Raw genomic sequence first — 12,315 nt, 5'->3', positions numbered from 1 at the left:
TCCCGAACCGGTGCCGCTGGCTCGCCGCAAGCACGCCATCGGTCAGCCCGTGGGCGCAGGTCGGGGCCACCACGGCGACCGCTAAGGTCGGCCGATCCCCAGCGCCCGCAGTTGCGGGTCGGGCAGCGCGCGCCAGTGCCCCGTGACGATGCAGCGGCGTACCGCGTCGGCAAGCTGGCTACGGTCTCGCGCGTCGCGCGGCTGCGGTGCGCCGGGCATGTGCAGGGCGGCATTGATGCGGGAGCAGAGCGTGCCCGTGAACAGGCTCGGTTGCACGGTTGCGGCAGGCGCAGAAGCAGGCGCAGAAGCAGGCAAGCCCGAGTGCCCGCCCAAGGTACCGAGGAAGTTGAGCACGAACAGGCTACCCGCCAGAATCGCCCACACGGGCGAGCCACGCCGGGACTCCGTCACGCGCGGCCTTGCCTGCCGGAAGGCCGCGGGCGAAGGCAGGCCCGCATAGGTTTCGGCCAGGTCACGGTCGAGCGCGGGCAGCGCATCGAATGCCGCCTGCCAGGCGGACAGGGTCGCCGGGGAAAGTCGCAGGCGCAGCTGCTGCGGGCAACGCCTCGACAGCAGCACCACGCACGGCCACTGCGAGGCGAGTTCGCGCGGTACCGACCCGTGCTGGCGCTGGCCGATCCACTCGAACCAGTTTGCGCCCGCGAGCTGGCGTACCTGCGCCCGCCAGGCCGGCTCCTCGGCCAGCACGCCCTCGATCCAGCGGCCACGCGCGCCCAGCTGCGCCAGGCGGGTCACATCCATCCAGCCCAGGCCCTGGCAGGCTGCCTCGAACAGGGCTGCGCGGTCGGGCAAGCGGCCCTGCGCCAGCGCATCGATCAGCATGCATTCGAATTGCGTGGCCGCGTCCAGGTGGCCGCCGTGCAGGTGGGCAAGCTGTTCGGCGAGCACTTCCGGTGCCGATGCGCCGGTGTCGAGCGCGCGCGCCAGCGCTTCCATTGCGGTGCGCGCCTGGTGTGGCGCGGCCGGTTGCGGCACGACGACGGTCGCGCTGGCGGTCGCCTGGCGCATCGTCGGCGGCAGCCGCAGGTTGAACGAAGGCGCGCCGTCCGCAAGCGGGTGCGAACCGTCCGCCGCGGCGGTGGGGCGAGGGGGCTGCGTCGCCAACCACCGCAGCGCCGCCTCGTATGCCTGGCGCAGCTGCGCGAATCCCTCCAGGTCACGGGTCGGGTCGATCCGTTTCAGGCGCGCGGCATAGGCGCGCTTGATCGCCCGCTCGTCGGCCTCGGGCGAAAGCTCGAGAAAGGTGAGAAACCACTTTGCATCCATGCGATCGATAGCCCCCCGGCGACACGTCGTAGCCTAGCGCAGCGTCGCCGGAGCGGAAACGCTTCGAACCAACCGATAAACGGAGGCATGCACGAGGCGTCACGGACGGCCGCTCAATCCACCGACACCGCCCAGGTGATGAGTCCCGCGCTGAGCGTGGTGAGCGTCAGGGAAAGCAGGAACGATGCGTCGGAGATGCGCTCCAGCGTGTGGTTGCGCTGCACCTTGCGCGTACGCAGGGCCCAGTAGGAGAGCAGGCAGGAGACCAGGTAGAGCATGGCGTTCACGGCAAGCAGGTCGTCGCCGATGAGGTCGGCCCGGCGGATGCTGATCACCACCCGCAGGATGCCGATGACGGTAATGCACACGCCCACCATCGCGGCGGAGGCGCTGAAGATGTGCACGCAGATGTCCTGGTCGAGCGTCTGTTGGCGCGAGGCTTTGTTCATACGCAGTCCGGTTGGCGGCAGGCGGACTCTAGACCACGGACGGACGCCGCGGGTGCCCCGCCGATCGCCGGCGGGCCGGGGACCGTTCATGCGTGTTCAGCCGAACGTGGCGTCGTCGGGCACGGGCAGGTCCGAGGGCGCGTAGCGCACGATCGTGGCGGCCAGGTCGCGGCCGATCTCCAGGTGTTGTTCCGCCATCGACGCCACGCTGGCGCGATGGGAGACGACGATCAGGATCGAGCGCGGCAGGCGCCGCTTCAACATGGCGAGCACCGCCAGTTCCGACGCCGCGTCGAGTGCGCCGGTGGCCTCGTCGAGCACGGCCACGAACGGCCGGCGCAGGATCACCTGGGCGAGCATCAGCCGTTGCAGCTCGCCGCCGGACAGGCGGCTGGACGGTCCGTGCAGCGGCGTGTCCAGGCCATCGCTGGACGCGGCCAGCCAGCGGCCCAGGCCGACGTCCAGCAAGACGTTGCGCATGGCCTCCTCGCCCGCCGTGGGCGCGGCCCAGAGCAGGCAGTCGCGCACCGTGTGCTGCCATGGCCGCACGCTCTGGCTGACGTAGGCGCCGTTGCGCACCAGCGCGCGGTAGTCCTCGAAGCCGATTGCCTGCCCGCCGGCGTGCGCCGCGAACGCGGCCGGCGGGGTCATGCCCGCCAGCACGTCGACCAGGCTGCTCTTGCCGATCCCCGAGTCGCCCGAGACCAGGGTGAGCTCGCCCGGCGCCAGCAGCAGGTCGCGGACCTCGAGCGCCGACAGCGGTGGGCGCAGCTGCAGGCGTTCGATCCGCAGCATCTCGCCCAGCGGCAGTGCGCGCGGCGCCGCGCCTGCGGTGTCCGGGCGCAGCCGCATGTGGCGCCGCCACAGTTCCAGCGCGGGCGCCGCCGAGCGCAGTTGCTGGAAGCTCTGCCGGGCGGACACCAGGTAAGGCAGCAGGCGTCCCAGCAGCAGGCCCGATGCGATCAGTGCCGCGGTATCGATGCCGCGCCAGCGGTGGGCCAGCACGAACACGGCGGCGATCCCGGCCGCGGCGAGCAGCTCCAGCATCATCCGCCCCGAGGCGACCAGCTCGAGCTGGCGCCGGTAGCCCAGGCCGAGCTGCGCGGAAAGGGCACCGTAGCCCGCTTTCTCTGCGCCCTGTCGCTCGAACGAGCGCACGTAGCGCAGGCGCCGCGGGAAATCCTCGCTGAGCCAGAACAGCCGCGTCATGTCCGCCACGTACTGTCGGCTCACCGCCGACTGCTCGTGGCCGTAGGCGCGAGCGGCCAGCAGGCCGAGCGCCAGCAGCGCCGGCGAGGCCAGCATCAGCGCCGGCGAGACCCAGAACACGAACGCCAGGCTCACCGCCGTGGTGAGTCCCATGACCGCCAGCTGCAGCAACGCGCCGTAGCCCTGCACCAGGATCTCCACGTTGTAGGTCAGCACGTTGGCGATCTCGGCCGAGCTGGTGCGGGCCAGGTCGTCGAGCGGCGCATCGATCAGGCGGGCGTGCACCAGGCGCCGCAACTGCATGCCGCAGCGGCTGATCAGCTCCGCGCCCAGGCGCGCCACCTGCCAGCGCAGCAGCGCGAAGCAGCCGGTCGCCACGGCGAATGCCGCGGCGTGCATCTCCACGCTGCGCTGGCCGGCCAGCGGCAGGCTGCCGACCGGCAGGTGGCCGGGCTGCACCAGCGGCACCAGGCAGATCGCCGCGAGGCTGCCGGCCAGCGCAGCGCCCAGCGAAAGCAGCAGGTAGGCGACGATGCGCAGCAGGTCGCCGTGCCCCAGCGTGAGCGCGAAGGCGTGCCACAGCCGGCGCGCCGGCGAGGCACGCAGCAGCCGCAACGCCAGGCGTCGGCGACGCACGACCGGCCCCCGGTCTTCGCGCGGGTCCAGCGTGGCGTCCTTCAGCGTGCTCACGGCCATGGGTGCGCGCTCATCCGCCCACGCCGACGGCGGCGGGCGCGTCGGTCAGCAACGCCTGCAGCGCCTCCACCGAGGCCCGCGGGTGCGTCCCTCGGCGCAGCTCGTAGACGCCGCGCCAGGTCAGCTGCTGCACGAAGTGGTGCCAGCCGGGCTGGCCGGCGGCGTAAGGCTGGCTGGCGAAGAGCCGGGTGACCGCCTCCTCGGCGGGCAGCCGGGCCAGCAGCGCGGTACCGGCCGCCGCCGGCCGTGGCGACACGAACACCGCCGCGGCCAGTTCCAGCGGCGCGTCGGCCAGCGGCCAACGGCCGTGGCGCAGGTCGGCCTCGCGTTTCTCCACGCCGCTGCGCCGGCGGATCAGCGGCGCCCGGCCGATCCAGTCGCGCACGTGCATGTCGTCGACGAAGCGCAGCGCCTCCGGGCGCACGTGCAGGAAATTCGGCACGCCGGTCGCCAGCAACGGGTCCGGCCGCACGAAGACCGCGTCCTCGGCGAGGAAGTCCAGGCCGCACAGCAGGCTGTGCAGGGCCAGCGTGGACTTGCCCGAGCCGCTTTCGCCCAGCAGCAGCACGCCGCGCCCGGCCCGGCCCACGCAGGCGCCGTGCAGCGGCACCAGGCCCAGGCCGCGGGTGGCCAGGGTGAACACGGCGAACTCGATCAGTTCGTAGCGCAGGTGGTAGGGGTGGGCGAGCATGTCGCGCGAGGCCACCACCAGCGCGCGGCGGCCGTGCGGGTCCAGCGTGACGTAGTTGCACTCGTCCATCACGCCGCAGAGCAGGCCCGCGCCCGAGTGCACCTGCACCGGCGGCGGAGCGGCCGGGCGCACGGCCCGCATCGCGCCCAGGCGCAGCGCCACGTGGAAGGGCGCCCCGCCGCCGGGCAGGCGATGCCCCGGCAGGCGGCCGTAGGCCGACTCGACCAGCTGCAGCAGCGCCTCGCTCTCGCTCTCGAAACGGAAACGCCCGCCCAGCACCTGCCGGTGCAGCACGAAGCGGTGCGCCAGCCGTTCGCCGAACGGGTCGGCGGTGGCGTGCACGGTGTGGGGCGAGGGCAGGTCCATCGTCGGCGAACGCACAGGTGTCCGGCCGGATGCGCGCGGCACCCGATGCGGCATGAGTGCGCCGGCGGGCCGGAAAGGTTGCCGCCGGAGGGAAAGCGCCGCGGGTACGGCAACCTCGAGGCGCAGCCCCGGCACTCACGCTCATGCACCGCCCAGGGGGCGATGCGCGGCCGCCGTGGTGCGGTCCTCCGCCACCGGTCCGGGCTTTCACGATGCTCACGATCCAGGTCACCCACACCTACTACCTGCACTACGACCGCAAGCAGTGGGAACGGGGCAAGCCCTATCCGCCGCTGGCGACCATCCAGATCGCCGCCTTCCTGCGCGCGCGCGGCCATCGCGTGAGCCTGTTCGACGCGATGCTCGCCGAGGGCGTGGAAGCCTACGCCGCCAGCCTGCGCCCCGCGGCCCCCGCGCTGGTGGTGATGTACGAGGACAACTTCAACTTCCTCACCAAGATGTGCCTGAGCCGCATGCGCGAGGCGGCCTGCGCCATGATCGGCCAGGCCCGGGCGGCGGGCGCGCGGGTGATCGTCGCCGGCTCCGACGCCACCGACCAGCCCGACGCCTTCCTTGCCGCCGGCGCGGACGTGGTGCTGCTCGGCGAAGGCGTGGCGGCGCTGGCCGAGCTGGTGCAGCGCCTCGACCGCGACCCGGCGCTCGAGGTCGGCGCCTGGACCGACGGCATCGCCGGCGTGGCCGCGCGCGAGCACGGGCAGCTCGCGGTGCGGCGCATCGGCGTCCAGCCGCCGGATGCGCACCTGGTCGAGGCGCCGGCGTGGGACCTGGTCGATATCGAGCGCTACCGCGCCTTCTGGAAGGCGCGGCACGGCTACTTCAGCCTCAACATGGCCGCCTCGCGCGGCTGCCCGTTCCGCTGCAACTGGTGCGCCAAGCCGATCTGGGGCAACCACTACCGGCAGCGGCCCGCCGCCGAGATCGCCGCCGAGATGACGCATCTCAAGCGCGCCTTCGCGCCCGACCACATCTGGATGGCCGACGACATCTTCGGCTTCTACCTCGACTGGGTGCAGGCCTTCGCCGAGCACCTGCGACGCAGCGGCGGCTCGGTGCCGTTCACCATCCAGGCGCGCGCCGACCTGATCAGCGAGGCGATGGCCGTCGCGCTGGCGCAGGCCGGCTGCGTGGAGGTGTGGATCGGCGCCGAGAGCGGCAGCCAGCGCGTGCTCGATGCCATGAACAAGGGCACGCGGGTCGCCGACCTGATCACTGCGCGCGAGCGGCTCGGGCGGCACGGCGTGCGCGTGGGCTTCTTCGTGCAGCTGGGCTACCTGGGCGAGGAACTGGACGACCTGCTCGCCACGCGCGCACTGGTCGCGCAGGCGGCGCCGGACGACATCGGCGTCAGCGTGTCCTACCCGCTGCCCGGCACCCGGTTCTACGAGAAGGTGAAGGCGCAGCTCGGCCGCAAGACGCACTGGGAAGACAGCGCCGACCTCGCCATGATGTTCCGCGGCGCCTATGACTCGGAGTTCTACCGCGAGGTGCGCGATCTGCTGCATGCGCAGGTCGACCTGCAGCGCTCCATGGCGCACGCCTCGCCCGACTGCGTGCATCGCGTGCGCGCGTCGCTCGAGGCCCAGTGGGACGCGCTGGTCGCGCGCGCGGCAGCGCACCGCAGCGACCGTGCGCCGGCCGCGTCCGCGACGGCGGCGGTCAGCCATGCCTGAGGCCCTGCCGCCGCTGCGCACGATCCACGCCGGCCTGCGCCGCACCACCGAGGCGCTCGCCGCCGAGCTGGCGCTCCCCAGCGGCGGCACGCCCGACTGGAGCGCGCTGGAATGGCGCCTGGCCATGGCCGCGGCGGCCGCGCACGGCGTTTCGCCGCTGCTCGAGCGCGTGCCCGGCTGGCAGCATCCGCCGTGGCGACGGTTCCTTGCCGCGCAACGCGAGCACGTCGAGCAGCGCCACCGGCGCATCGTCGCGCTGCTGCACCGGCTGGACGCGCTGGCGCGCGACGCCGGCATCACGCTGGTGCCGCTCAAGGGCGCGGCGCTGCACGCGCTGGGCCTGTACGAGGCGGGCGAGCGGCCGATGGCGGACATCGACCTGCTGGTGCATGCGGACGACGCGCCGCGTGCCGCCGCGCTGCTGCGCGAGCTGGGCTACGTGGAATCCTTCGCGCAGTGGAAGCACCAGGTGTTCAAGCCTGCCGCGCAACCGCCGGTCGCCGCGCTGGGCGAGCACCGCGACACGCCGGTCAACGTCGAGCTGCACACGCGCATCCACGAGCGCCTGCCGCTGGCCGCGGTCGACCTCACCGCCACGGTCTACCCGCGCGCACCGCGACCCGGCCTCAACGCCTACCCCTCGACCGCGGCGCTGATGGCCCACCTGCTGCTGCACGCGGCCGGCAACCTCTGCGGGCGCAGCCTGCGCCTGCTGCACCTCAACGACATCTCGCTGCTCGCCACGCGCATGACGCGGCGTGACTGGGAGGTGCTGTGGGAGGGCATCGAGCCGCCCTGGTGGGCGTGGCCGCCGTTGTGCCTGGTGGCGCGCTACTACCGCCACGCGGTGCCCGAGGCCGTGCTGGCCCGCCTCGAGCGCGATTGTCCGCCGCTGCTGCGCGCGCGCGCGCGCCGCTGGACGCTGAGCCGCGTCTCCTGTTCCGAATTGTGGCTGCACGGGCTGGCGGGCATCGAATGGTGCCGCTCGCCCGGGGAGGCCGCACGCTACCTCTATCGCCGCGTCCGGCCGACCGACGAGGCGCGCCGCGAACGTGCGGACATGGTGCGCACGCAGTTGTGGCTGCAGGACCGCAGCTGGGTGACCGCCTCGCAGCTGCGCCGCATCGTCGCCTGGCTCACGCGGCCGGTGCCGCGCATGGACACCCTGTACGTGGTCCGCGCGGCGCTGCAGCCGTCCCTGGCGCGGGCCGAGGAATGACCGGCCTGCGCGCCTGCGGGCTCGGCGGGACGGCGATCGCAGCGCCGCAGCCCGCGCCTCCGCCCGAGGTCCACGTATCGGCGTGGCCGGTGGACCTTCGCCTGCAATGTCCCCGCTGCCGTATGCGCACCGACGGGCTGGAATGCCCCGTGTGCGGTTTCGCCATGGCGGTCGAGCACGGCGTCCTGCAGGCGCTCACGCCGGAGTCGCGCGCCCACTTCGCACGGTTCGTCCGGGACTACGAGCGCATCCGCGCCTGCGAGGGGCGCGGCGGCAACGACGCCGGGTTCTATCTCGACCTGCCTTACCGCGATGCGTCCGGACGCAACACCGGCCAGTGGCGCATGCGCGCGCGCAGCTACGACTACCTGGTGCGCCACCTGCTGGCCGGCCTGGAACCGCGCCACGGCGGCCGCATCCTCGATCTGGGCGCCGGCAACGGCTGGATGAGCTACCGCCTCGCGCTCGCCGGTTTCCGCCCCTGTGCCGTCGACCTGCTCGGCAACGCCAGCGACGGCCTGGGCGCCGCCCGTCACTACCGCGCACGCCTGCCCGGGCTGTTCCCGCGCGTGCAGGCCGAGCTCGCCCGCCTGCCGTTCGCCGACGGACAGTTCGACGCGGCCGTGTTCAACGCGTCGTTCCACTACGCCGAAGACGCCGAGGCGACCCTCGGCGAGGCGCTGCGCTGCGTGCGCGCCGGCGGCCTGGTGGTCATCAGCGACACGCCCTGGTACGCCCGCGAGGAAAGCGGCCGCCGGATGGTCGCCGAGCGCCAGGCCAGCTTCCGGCAACGCTACGGCAGCGCCGGCGACACCCTCGCCAGCCTCGACTACCTCACCGACGCACGCCTGCAGCGGCTGGCCGACGCGCTCTCGCTGCGCTGGGACGTGCATCGGCCGTGGTACGGCCTGCGCTGGGCCGCGCGCCCGCTGGTCGCGAGGCTGCGTGGAAGGAGGGAGCCCTCGCGCTTCCGGTTGTACGCGGCGCGGAAAGGCTAGCGAACGGGCGCGCGATCGCTGCAGAGCCCGGCACCGGCCTGGCCATACGACTTCCGCTGCAGGTCACGGCCCTGCGCAAAGACGCGAGCCCCCACCTCGACGAACCCGCACTTGCGGCAGAACGCGATCGCCCGCGGGTTGCGCTCCCAGACGCCCAGCCAGCCCACGTCCGACCCGCGCGCCCGCATCTGCGCGAGGTAGGCGCGCTTGAGGCGCTGCGCCACGCTCCTGCCGTGCCAGTCGCCGGCGACGTAACAGCCGCTGGACTCGCCCGGGCGTTCCGCCGCCACGCAAGCCGGTGCACCGTGCCAGCGTAGCTGCGCGAAGCCGACCCGCTGCCCGTCCTGCCCGCTCGGCATGGCCGCCCTCGTCGGAGCGCCGATTCGCCCGCCTGGATGGCGATGCGCCAGGCGCCTTACTCCCGGGCGTCGTGCAGCGGTGTTTGTTGGTGGGCCACCAGCTTCCACCCTGTTTCACTCAGGACATACGTCGAGGAGCACTGCGCCGAATACGAAGAGTCGGGGCCGCCGCGATCGGCGGACCCGACGTAACTGATGATCGAAACACCGTCTCCGGCACGGACGAGGCGTTTGCCGGAGAACCTCACATTGCGCCAGCGAACGGACGCACGAATGGCGTCGATGGTCTCGGCTCGGCCCAGTACGCCCACGGGGGACGGAAGGACCATCAGCACATCGGGGGCCAGGTGCTCCTCGTAAAAGTCGGGGCCGTCTTTCCAGAACGATGCCTCGAGCGTCCAGATATCTTTCATGGATCCCTCGTTCGAGGATGCCCCCAACGCTGGAGTCAAGCGGTGCACGGTATGCGTGTCCGCTTGGCGAGGGGTTAGGCCTGTGCGAGTGCGTACACACGACCCGGATACCTACCGAGGCTCAGGGAGCACCGGAGGGGTGGAATCTTGGTGGGTGAGATAAGCCTGCCAGATCTCATGGGTGCGTTGCCGGGTAAGTCGAAGCATGCACTCGGAACTCGCAACTGTCCGGTACGTGCCCTGCGACCATAAATCAAAGACATCCGCGCACTCGAGGTCGCGGTAGCGCAACCATGCTGCTTGGGCGTTCCCGAGGTTGGGCCTTGAATTGGAATCCTCGTCTATTCGGGCTTGCGCTGCGGCCAGATACTTTGCCAGGAGGGCGTTCGCCTCATCGAGCTTCGTCCCCATGCAAGCCTGGATTTCCAGCGTGTCGCCACCGCACTGCGAAGAGGAGGCTTTCACCAGACCTGCCGAACACGAGCCTAGAGCGACCAGAAGAAGATTTCGTAGGAGACGCATGGGATCCTCGATGGCCAATGCCCGAATCAAGCGGCAGCGACGCGCCCGCTTGAATGAGAGTTCCGCTCGGATGCGTGGCGACTGCGCGCCGCCCGCCTTTGACAGTACCACCGGCGAACCAAGGACGCCCCCTCGGAGGGAGGGGTATCGGCGTGGGTCGGGCTAGCGTCGCAACCGGGCGGGCATCGGCGCCGTCTCGCGCACCGAGAGGTAAAGCGCCTCGAACGCCCTGGCGGTGTGGTCGGCGTCTTCGCGCATGGCGCGGCGTTGGGCGGACCAGGCCAGTTGCAGGCGCAGGTCTTCGTCGCCCAGCACGCGTTCGATGGCGTCGGCAAGGGCGAGCCAGTTGCCGGGTGGTACGGTCAGGGCCGCGGCAGGCGACCATTCGGCGAGGTGACCGACGGCGGTGCCGACGGTGGGGATGCCGGCGACGGCGGCTTCCAGCAGCACCAGCGGGCCGGTTTCATGGCGCGAGGCGAGCACCTGCAGGTGCGCCGCGGCCATCAGCGGGCGCAGTTCGCGCTGGGTGCGGAAGCCGAGGAAGCGCACGTGCCGTTCCAGGCCCAGCGTGACGGCCAGGCGCTGGATCTCGCCGCCGAGCGTGTCCACGCCGACCACCGCCAGATGAAAGTCGATGCCGCGATCCTTCAGCGCGGCGAGGGCGCGCAGCAGCGTGGACTGGTCCTTGACCCGGTTGAGGCTGGCGACGTGGATCAGACGCGCCGGTCCCACGCCGCGGCGCCGCGGTGGCTGCGGCGGCCACGCCTCGAGGTCCACGCCGAGCGGCACGCGCTGGGCCTCGACGCCCAGGCGCTGCAGCGCCGTGATGACCGGCGCACTGGCAGCGGTGACGCGGTCGGCGCAACGCAGTACCAGCGCCTCGCACAGGCGTCCGCGCCAGTTCAGGCGGCCGCCGTAGCCGATCTCGCGCAGGGCGACCAGCTCGCCGCCGGCGACGTGCACCAGGCTCGGGCAGTGCAGCCACAGCCCCGCGGCTATGGCGACCAGCCCGCACCGGCCGGAGAAGATCGCCTGGATGCAGTCGAACGGCGCACGGTGGTGTTCGGCGCGGATCGCCGCGATCGCGCGCAGGCGCGGCCAGCCGTCGCCGATGTTGTGGATCGTGGCGCCGGCCAGGAACCAGCGACCGGGCGCGGCTTCCTGGCGCAGCGCGAAGACGTGCACCTCGTGCGCCCGGGCCAGTCGTGCGATCAGGTGCAGCAGCGCGGGGATCACGCGTTGCTCGCCGCTGCGGTCGACGCCACCGGGGACCACCAGCGCGAGCTTCACGCGGGCCTCCCGCGATCGAGCAACTGCGCGTAGGCCTGGCGCCAGCGCCGGCCGACCGCGTCGAGCGAGAGCGTAGCGTCGAAGTGCGCGCGCACCTGCGCGGCCGGAGTGCGCACGACCGCGGCCGCCACCAGCGCATCGGCCAGTGCGGGCGGATCGCCGCGGCGCCACAGCTGGCCGACCCGTCCGTCGCCGGTCAGGGCGCGAAAGGCCGGAATGTCGCTGAGCACCGGCGCCGTGCCGCAGGCCATCGCCTCCAGCGCCGCGTAGCCGCAGCTTTCGCCCAGGCTGCTGGAGACGAACAGGTCGGCCGCCTGCAGCAGCGTCTCGATGCGCGCGTGCGGCACCCTGCCGAGCAGGTGCACGCGGCCGGCGAGCCAGGGGTCGCGCGCGATGCGCGCCTGCACCTGGGCGAGCAGCGGCGCCGTGCCGAAGGCCCACCACAGTTGCAGGCCCGGCAGCCGCCGGGCGGCAAGCGCCACGCCGTCGAGCGCGGTGAGCGGATCCTTGCCCGCCTGCAGATGGCCGACGCACAGCACCGCCGGATCGCCGTACACGCCGGTCGCCGCGCGTGCCCGTGTGCGGTCGCCGGGACGGAAGCGGCTGCTGGATTCGGGAATGGCGAACAGCCGCGTGCCTGCGCCCAGCAGGCGCCTCGAGGTGAACGGCCAGGCCAGCTCCGGCGCGGTGAAGGCCGCGCCCGCGGCGGCGCGGTAGCGATGACGCCATTGCCAGCGCCGCCACCAGCGTCGCGGCGGCCGGTCGGCGTGGTCCTGCAGCAGCATCGGCAACTGCGGCAGGCATCGCGCCACCGCCGCGGCTTCCTCGGGAAAGCCCAGGCCGTGCACGTGCAGCAGGTCCACGCCGAGCGCCGCGAGCAGGCCCGCGATGCGCCGGCCGCGCTCGCGGCGGCGCGCGCCGCGCACGTCGACGAAGTGGTAGTCGACGCCGTGGCGGCTGAGCCGCTCCGCCCGTGCGGCGGCCTGTACTACCGAGACCCGCGTGCCGCCGGCCGCCGCGGCTTCGGCGATGTCGGCGAGCGAAGGCCAGCGCTCCAGCACCTGCGCGCCCGTCCAGTCGGCGGGCGCAGGCAGGAAGCCGATCTGCGCGACGTGCGGCGGCATG

Annotated in this window: 12 protein-coding genes; 3 read left to right on the top strand and 9 right to left on the bottom strand. The window is 72.7% G+C overall.

Going from position 1 to position 12,315, the window contains the following annotated elements; genetic code table 11:
- Window positions 1–81 precede the first annotated feature (81 nt).
- The 4 genes from WAT24_RS08010 to WAT24_RS07995 all read right to left on the bottom strand — a co-directional run bounded on the left by WAT24_RS08010 (window position 82) and on the right by WAT24_RS07995 (window position 4,752).
- A complete protein-coding gene (locus tag WAT24_RS08010; RefSeq protein WP_336807322.1) occupies window positions 82–1,287 on the bottom strand; it encodes a hypothetical protein in 1,206 nt (401 codons plus the stop codon).
- Between the two features lie 113 nt (window positions 1,288–1,400).
- Window positions 1,401–1,736, bottom strand: a complete 336-nt coding sequence (locus WAT24_RS08005; RefSeq protein ID WP_336807321.1) for a hypothetical protein — start codon at window positions 1,734–1,736, stop codon at window positions 1,401–1,403.
- Window positions 1,737–1,832: 96 nt separating this feature from the next.
- A complete protein-coding gene (locus tag WAT24_RS08000; RefSeq protein WP_336807320.1) occupies window positions 1,833–3,641 on the bottom strand; it encodes an ATP-binding cassette domain-containing protein in 1,809 nt (602 codons plus the stop codon).
- A gap of 10 nt (window positions 3,642–3,651) precedes the next feature.
- On the bottom strand, window positions 3,652–4,752 hold the full coding sequence (locus tag WAT24_RS07995; protein WP_425605278.1) for a phosphoenolpyruvate carboxykinase (ATP): 1,101 nt from the start codon (window positions 4,750–4,752) through the stop codon (window positions 3,652–3,654).
- 158 nt (window positions 4,753–4,910) lie between these two features.
- On the opposite strand from WAT24_RS07995, the gene WAT24_RS07990 reads away from it, so the two are divergent.
- The 3 genes from WAT24_RS07990 to WAT24_RS07980 all read left to right on the top strand — a co-directional run bounded on the left by WAT24_RS07990 (window position 4,911) and on the right by WAT24_RS07980 (window position 8,606).
- Entirely contained in the window at window positions 4,911–6,389 is a 1,479-nt protein-coding gene (locus WAT24_RS07990) for a B12-binding domain-containing radical SAM protein (protein ID WP_336807319.1), read from the top strand.
- A gap of 4 nt (window positions 6,390–6,393) precedes the next feature.
- Window positions 6,394–7,608 carry a nucleotidyltransferase family protein gene (locus tag WAT24_RS07985; RefSeq protein ID WP_425605283.1) on the top strand — a complete coding sequence of 405 codons (1,215 nt, stop codon included), beginning with the start codon at window positions 6,394–6,396 and terminating at the stop codon, window positions 7,606–7,608.
- 149 nt (window positions 7,609–7,757) lie between these two features.
- Window positions 7,758–8,606, top strand: a complete 849-nt coding sequence (locus WAT24_RS07980) for a class I SAM-dependent methyltransferase (protein WP_336807317.1) — start codon at window positions 7,758–7,760, stop codon at window positions 8,604–8,606.
- On the opposite strand, the gene WAT24_RS07975 is transcribed toward WAT24_RS07980, so the two are convergent.
- The 5 genes from WAT24_RS07975 to WAT24_RS07960 form a co-directional block, all read right to left on the bottom strand.
- Complete coding sequence (locus WAT24_RS07975; protein ID WP_336807316.1) at window positions 8,603–8,965, bottom strand: GNAT family N-acetyltransferase; 363 nt, start codon at window positions 8,963–8,965, stop codon at window positions 8,603–8,605. The two genes, WAT24_RS07980 and WAT24_RS07975, sit on opposite strands and share 4 nt — an antisense overlap.
- A gap of 56 nt (window positions 8,966–9,021) precedes the next feature.
- Window positions 9,022–9,378: a DUF4440 domain-containing protein gene (locus tag WAT24_RS07970; RefSeq protein ID WP_336807315.1), complete on the bottom strand. Its 357-nt coding sequence runs from the start codon at window positions 9,376–9,378 to the stop codon at window positions 9,022–9,024.
- Between the two features lie 111 nt (window positions 9,379–9,489).
- Window positions 9,490–9,900: a lysozyme inhibitor LprI family protein gene (locus WAT24_RS16520; protein WP_425605277.1), complete on the bottom strand. Its 411-nt coding sequence runs from the start codon at window positions 9,898–9,900 to the stop codon at window positions 9,490–9,492.
- A 162-nt stretch (window positions 9,901–10,062) separates the two neighbouring features.
- On the bottom strand, window positions 10,063–11,190 hold the full coding sequence (locus tag WAT24_RS07965; RefSeq protein WP_336807314.1) for a glycosyltransferase family 4 protein: 1,128 nt from the start codon (window positions 11,188–11,190) through the stop codon (window positions 10,063–10,065).
- Window positions 11,187–12,314 (bottom strand): glycosyltransferase family 4 protein, encoded by a 1,128-nt coding sequence (locus WAT24_RS07960; RefSeq protein ID WP_336807313.1) that lies wholly within the window; start codon window positions 12,312–12,314, stop codon window positions 11,187–11,189. Before WAT24_RS07960 ends, WAT24_RS07965 begins: the two co-directional genes overlap by 4 nt.
- Window position 12,315: the final 1 nt, after the last annotated feature.

This window comes from Fulvimonas yonginensis (assembly GCF_037137055.1).
GTDB lineage: Bacteria > Pseudomonadota > Gammaproteobacteria > Xanthomonadales > Rhodanobacteraceae > Frateuria_A > Frateuria_A yonginensis.
The sequence above is the reverse complement of the archived record's forward strand: the minus strand, read 5'-3'. Positions and strand labels throughout refer to the sequence as shown.

What these genes read in the sequence shown, in the direction of transcription:
- WAT24_RS08010 (WP_336807322.1), bottom strand. Translation starts at nt 1,287, where the DNA reads ATGGATGCAAAGTGGTTTCTCACCTTTCTCGAGCTTTCGCCCGAGGCC.
- WAT24_RS08005 (WP_336807321.1), bottom strand. Translation starts at nt 1,736, where the DNA reads ATGAACAAAGCCTCGCGCCAACAGACGCTCGACCAGGACATCTGCGTG.
- WAT24_RS08000 (WP_336807320.1), bottom strand. Translation starts at nt 3,641, where the DNA reads ATGGCCGTGAGCACGCTGAAGGACGCCACGCTGGACCCGCGCGAAGAC.
- WAT24_RS07995 (WP_425605278.1), bottom strand. Translation starts at nt 4,752, where the DNA reads ATGCCGCATCGGGTGCCGCGCGCATCCGGCCGGACACCTGTGCGTTCG.
- WAT24_RS07990 (WP_336807319.1), top strand. Translation starts at nt 4,911, where the DNA reads ATGCTCACGATCCAGGTCACCCACACCTACTACCTGCACTACGACCGC.
- WAT24_RS07975 (WP_336807316.1), bottom strand. Translation starts at nt 8,965, where the DNA reads ATGCCGAGCGGGCAGGACGGGCAGCGGGTCGGCTTCGCGCAGCTACGC.
- WAT24_RS07970 (WP_336807315.1), bottom strand. Translation starts at nt 9,378, where the DNA reads ATGAAAGATATCTGGACGCTCGAGGCATCGTTCTGGAAAGACGGCCCC.
- WAT24_RS16520 (WP_425605277.1), bottom strand. Translation starts at nt 9,900, where the DNA reads ATGCGTCTCCTACGAAATCTTCTTCTGGTCGCTCTAGGCTCGTGTTCG.
- WAT24_RS07960 (WP_336807313.1), bottom strand. Translation starts at nt 12,314, where the DNA reads ATGCCGCCGCACGTCGCGCAGATCGGCTTCCTGCCTGCGCCCGCCGAC.